Here is a 5,021-nt window from a genome sequence, read left to right on the forward strand (position 1 = left end):
GTCCTCGACCGGGGTCTCGGTCTCCGCGTTCTCCTCGGCCGGGGTCTCGGCCTTCGCGTTCTCCTCGGCCTTCGGCTCGGTGGTGTTCTCGGCGGCCTTATCCTCGACCGGGGCCTCGGTCTCCGCCTTGTCCTCCGCCGGGGTCTCGGCTTCCGCGTTCTCCTCGGCCGGGGCCTCGGTCTCCGCCTTGTCCTCCGCCGGGGTCTCAGCCTTCGCGTTCTCCTCGGCCGGGGCCTCGGTCTCCCCCTTCTCCTCCGCCTTCTCCTCCGCCTTCTCCTCGGGCTTCGGGGCGGTGCCTTCCCCGGTCGGCGTCTCGGGCTCGGGGTCCGTCGGTTCCGAGGGGTGGGGTACCTCGATGTTGTCGAAGGCCGCTGACACCAGGTCGTGTTCGCCGGAGGCCGAGCGGCGGGGCTCGGGGACGGTGGGCGTCGGCTCGTGAGGCTCGGGGGTCTGTGAGGTCGGTGCGGGCTGTTGGGCCGGCAGGCGGTCCGCACCCTCTGCCTCGGCGGCGCGTGCCTTGCGAGAGCGGCCGAATGCGTTCCGCAGGAGAGTGAGAATGCCCATGTGCGCAACCCTTCATGAGGTGATGCCCGTCGATCCCTGGCCAGGACGGACACGTAAGGTTAGCGAAGCGGTCAGCGGGGGGAAGCGAGCGACCGGGCCGCCGCGACCTCCTGCCGGAGGGGTTCCAGGACACTGCCCGCCGGCCCGGTGAGATCCGTGCGGACCGGTGTCAGGGTTTCCGCGTCCCGTACGCCCTCGGACAGCTCCCGGAGCTGCAGGGAGATCTGGGCGATCTCGGCCGGGGACGGAGGCGCCGCCCCGTGCCCGACGCGGACGCGGGCCGCCGTAGTCGCGTCGACGATACGTTCCACCGCCACGACCAGCGGCCACCACGCGGCGGCGCGGCGGCCGGTCGGCGGTGGTTCGGTCAGGGCCCGCTGGAACTCCGTACGGATCAGCGACAGGTCGCGGTAGAGGCGGCGGCGCATACGGGCCGTGGCGGAGGGGTCGTCGGCCGGGGCGAAGGCCGCCTCCAGATACGTCGCCGTGTCCGCCACCGCGTCGGCCAGGCGGTCGCCGACCCGCGTGCGCCAGCTCTCCGGCCAGAGCAGGTAGCCGGCGGTCAGGGCGATGCCGCAGCCCAGCAGCGAGTCCGTCAGGCGGGGCAGCAGCAGCGCTGTGCCCTGGTGGTTCAGGATGTCCGAGAGGAGGAGGATCACCGGGGTGATCGCCATCGTCTGGTAGCCGTAGCCGCGCGGGGTCAGTGCCGGGATCAGCGGGGCCAGGAGCAGCATCGCCGTGACGTCCCACCAGCCCGGCGGGACCTCCGCCAGGACCACCGCCGCGATCACCAGGCCCGCCACCGTGCCGAGGGCGCGCAGCAGGGCGCGGGAGAAGACCGAGCCGAAGTCGGGCTTCAGGACGAAGGTGATCGTCAGGGCCACCCAGTAGGAGCGGGGAACGGGGATCAACGACACCAGTGCCTGGGCGATGCCGATGCACACCGCGAGGCGCAGGCCGTAACGCCAGGAGTTGGCCGACAGGACGACGTTGCGGGCCGCCCTCGCCGTGCGGATGCCCAGCGCCGCGGGGCGGCCCAGGCGGTCGTCGATGCCCCGGGGGTCTACGTCGGGGGCCGTGACGACCTCCGCCGTGTGACGCAGGGCGTGGTCCACCGCGCGGGCGGTCTCCGACACCGGTGCCGGCAGGTCGAGAGCTATCGGGCCCGTGTAGCCGGTTTCGACGGCCTGCGCCAGGTGGTGGAGCGCCTCGGGGATCCGGGACGGCAGGGGCCGGCCGGCCAGGTGGGCCGCGGGGGCCGCCTCCACCACGGGCGTGATGGCGTTCAACTGGGCCAGCAGACGGGTGAGTTCGCTGCTGCGGCCGTGCTGGCGGGCGCGCCGGGCCAGGATCAGGTCGTAGGACTGGTTGAGGGACTGGGTGACGGCGCGGCGGGCGTCGTCGTACTCCTCGGTGCGGTCCGTGCCGGCCACGGTGAGGAGCGTGGCGGCCGTGCGGTAGGCGGTCGCCACCGCCGCGCGTTCGGGGACGCCGGAGCGCAACGGCCAGGCCAGCAGGGCCAGAAGGAGGACCAGCAGGCCGCCGCCGGTCATCAGGGCCGGGGCCAGCCACCAGGGGTGGGGCAGGGCGAGGCCCGCTCCGACCACGCAGTTCAGGAGCAGCAGCAGGCCGGAGACCGAGGCCACCGCGCCGATCGTCGAGATCATGCCGGACAGCAGCGCGATGCCGGTGACGGCCGCGACCGCGTACCAGCCGTGGCCGTACACCAGTGTGCCCAGCGTCACGCCGACCGCGCCGAAGAGCTGCGGGACGGCGATGTTGAGGATGCGCATCCGGTAGGCGTCGGCGGTGTCGCCGATGACGCCGGACAGGGCGCCCATGGAGGCGAGGGCGCCGTACGCCGGGTATCCGGCGGCCAGGCCGATCGCGAGGGGGAGGGCCATGGCCACGGCGGCGCGGGCCATGGCGGCCCTGTTGAGGGGAGCCTGCTGAGGGCGGAGGTTCCGGACCAGCCAGTCGGGAGGGGTGAGGCCGATGGGGAACTCGCGCGACATGTCGCCATTATCGCCGGTCCGCTGCCCTCTCCCGGAGTCATCCGCGCTGGTGGAGAGTGAGATCCACGACGAGGGCGCGGTGGTCGGTGCCGGCCACGCGCAGGAAGCGGGCGCCGGTCGCGGTGAAGTCCGGGGAGACCAGGACGTGGTCGATCTGCGCGCCGATGACCGAGGCGGTGCGCGCGGGCCAGCTGGCGGCGCGGTCGTGTCCGGCGAGGCGGGCGGCGTCGGCCAGACCCGTGTCGAGGATGCGGCGGAAGGCCGCGTGGTCCTGGGTGGCGTTGAAGTCGCCGGCGAGGACGGTGGGCGTGCGGGTGTCGGCGGCCGCGAAGGCGCGCAGCCGGCCGAGTTCGCGGCGCCACAGGCCGACCTGGCGTGGCAGCGGGGGCATGGGGTGGGCGAGTTGGAGGCGTACGGCGTGCCCGCGCACGTCGGCGACGGCGCCGGGCATGCCCATCGTGCCGCGCACGCCCGCGGTGGGCCGCAGCGGGAAGCGGCTGAGGACGAGGGAGCCGTGGGAGCCGGCCGCGCGGACCGCCCGCCGGTACGGGTAGGCGGTTGCGAAGCCGCCTGCCAGGGCGGCCTGACAGGTGTACTCGCACTCCTCGACGAAGACGACGTCCGGACGCAGGCCGCGGATCCGCGGGGCCAGGGCGGGGGTGCCGCGCCCGAACTCCACGTTGGAGGCCAGCACGCGCAGGGTGGCGAGCGGCGGACCGCCGGGCTCGGGATCCTTGCCGTACGGGTCCTGGTACCAGGCGAGCAGGCCGAGTACGGCGACCCCGCACACCAGGCCCGGCCACCAGCGGGCCAGCAGCGCGCACAGCAGGGCGAAGCCGGTCGGCACGAACAGCCAGGGCAGGAAGGCGAGCAGCTGGGGTACGGGGGTGACGCCGTCGGTGTCGGCGGCCCGGCAGCCGGCCACCACGCCGACTCCGGCCAGCAGCAGTCCGGCACACCAGACGCCGAGCCTGCGTCCGGGGCGTCGGTCCACGGAACGAGCCTACGGCGGGCCGTCCGCCCGCGCCAGGAACTTCCCCGGGACCGGGGGCAACTGGGCGGGGCCGTCCCCAGGGTGTGGACACACCGGGGGTCTTGTGGGTTGGCCGCCGGCGTCATCTGCAGGTTGTGGACACCGGCGGTGCCGGTGCCGGTGCGGGTGGGACCGGTGTACGCCGGGGTCGTGCCGGGTGGGCCTGGCGCAGACGGCGGGTCAGCCAGGTGGTGAGGGCGACCGTGAGGCCCAGGCCGAGCAGGAGCCAGGACACCGTGCGCAGGGTGGCGGTGAGCGCGTCGTAGACCGCGCCGACCGCCGGATGGGACACGCCGTCGGGGAGGTCGGCGAGGGTGAGGCCGCGGCCGACGGCCAGGGCCAGCGCGAGCAGTCCGCCGCCCAGGGCCGTGCCCAGCGCGGTCGCGGCGACGGCGCGGCGGCGGCGGACGGCCAGGGTGATTCCGGTGGCGGCGAAGGCGAGCGCCGCCACCGGGAGCCAGAAACCGGCGACTTCGAGCATGTGGAACCCCTTCCGGAGGGAGGCCAGCCGTTCTGCCGGGAGCACCGGGACCATGGTGTGCTCCACCGGGATGCGTGCGGCGAGCGGCACGTGGTCGTGGGTCAGCTGACGCTTCACCTGGTCGGTGACGGGGGCGAGGTCGACGGTGACCGGACGCCCGGCCGTGTCGCCGGCACCGTCGTCGCGCAGCGCGCGCAGCACCGCGTCGTGGGTGACCCGGTTACCGGTGTCCCAGGCCAGCTGGAAGGCCTCGGTCTGGGTGAAGGAGCGCACCGCGTCGTGCACGAACGGGCGGACCGAACCGCGTACCGGCCGGACGTCCAGGTGCTGGTCGACGGCGCGCAGGATGTCGTCACCGACCATGTCCGCGACGGCCTCCCGCACGTCCGGGTCGGTGGCGAGCGGCGCCATCGTGGTGACGTACCGGCCCGTGTCGGCGAGCCCGTACGCCGCCCAGGCCGCCAGCGCGCCGAACGGCACGAGGAGGCAGGACAGGGCGAGCAGTACGGCCGACAGGGCGCTCCTGAGACGTGGGGGCACGCTTCCAGACAACGGCCCGCAGGGCGCGGACGCGAGCGGGGCGAGTGCGTTCGGGCGACGGCCGGGCCGAACGGGTGCGGAGCGGGCCGCACCCCTTGGCAGCACCGGCGACCGGGCTCTCCGGTGGAGGGTTCACCCGAACGGGTGTTTCCTGGTGGGGGGAGACGGAGGCGGTCGCCGTGCACCACTCCGCCTCCTTGCGCATCTTCCGGGCCTCCGGCTCCTGGAGCCGGAACGTGACGGGGGTGAGGGAAGAGGGGAACAGGGGAGTGGGGGGGGGGGGGGGGGGGGGGGGGGGGGGGGGGGGGGGGGGGGGGGGGGGGGGGGGGGGGGGGGGGGGGGGGGGGGGGGGGGGGGGGGGGTGGTGGGGGAGGGGGGGGGGAGGGTG

General features: G+C 74.9%; 3 protein-coding genes and 1 pseudogene. All 4 read right to left on the minus strand.

Annotated elements, in window-relative coordinates; genetic code table 11:
• Positions 1-564 (minus strand): annotated as a pseudogene (locus ACZ7GZ_RS09920) (VWA domain-containing protein); the annotation flags it as partial.
• 71 nt (positions 565-635) lie between these two features.
• Entirely contained in the window at positions 636-2,579 is a 1,944-nt protein-coding gene (locus ACZ7GZ_RS09925; protein WP_471022512.1) for an FUSC family protein, read from the minus strand.
• A 37-nt stretch (positions 2,580-2,616) separates the two neighbouring features.
• Positions 2,617-3,573: an endonuclease/exonuclease/phosphatase family protein gene (locus ACZ7GZ_RS09930; protein ID WP_471022513.1), complete on the minus strand. Its 957-nt coding sequence runs from the start codon at positions 3,571-3,573 to the stop codon at positions 2,617-2,619.
• 121 nt (positions 3,574-3,694) lie between these two features.
• Positions 3,695-4,633 carry a hypothetical protein gene (locus tag ACZ7GZ_RS09935; protein ID WP_471022514.1) on the minus strand — a complete coding sequence of 313 codons (939 nt, stop codon included), beginning with the start codon at positions 4,631-4,633 and terminating at the stop codon, positions 3,695-3,697.
• Positions 4,634-5,021: the final 388 nt, after the last annotated feature.

It is taken from the genome of Streptomyces sp. NPDC037288 (assembly GCF_055603265.1).

Excerpts from the sequence above, each read along its gene's own strand:
- ACZ7GZ_RS09925 (WP_471022512.1), bottom strand. The coding sequence starts at position 2,579 with ATGTCGCGCGAGTTCCCCATCGGCCTCACCCCTCCCGACTGGCTGGTC.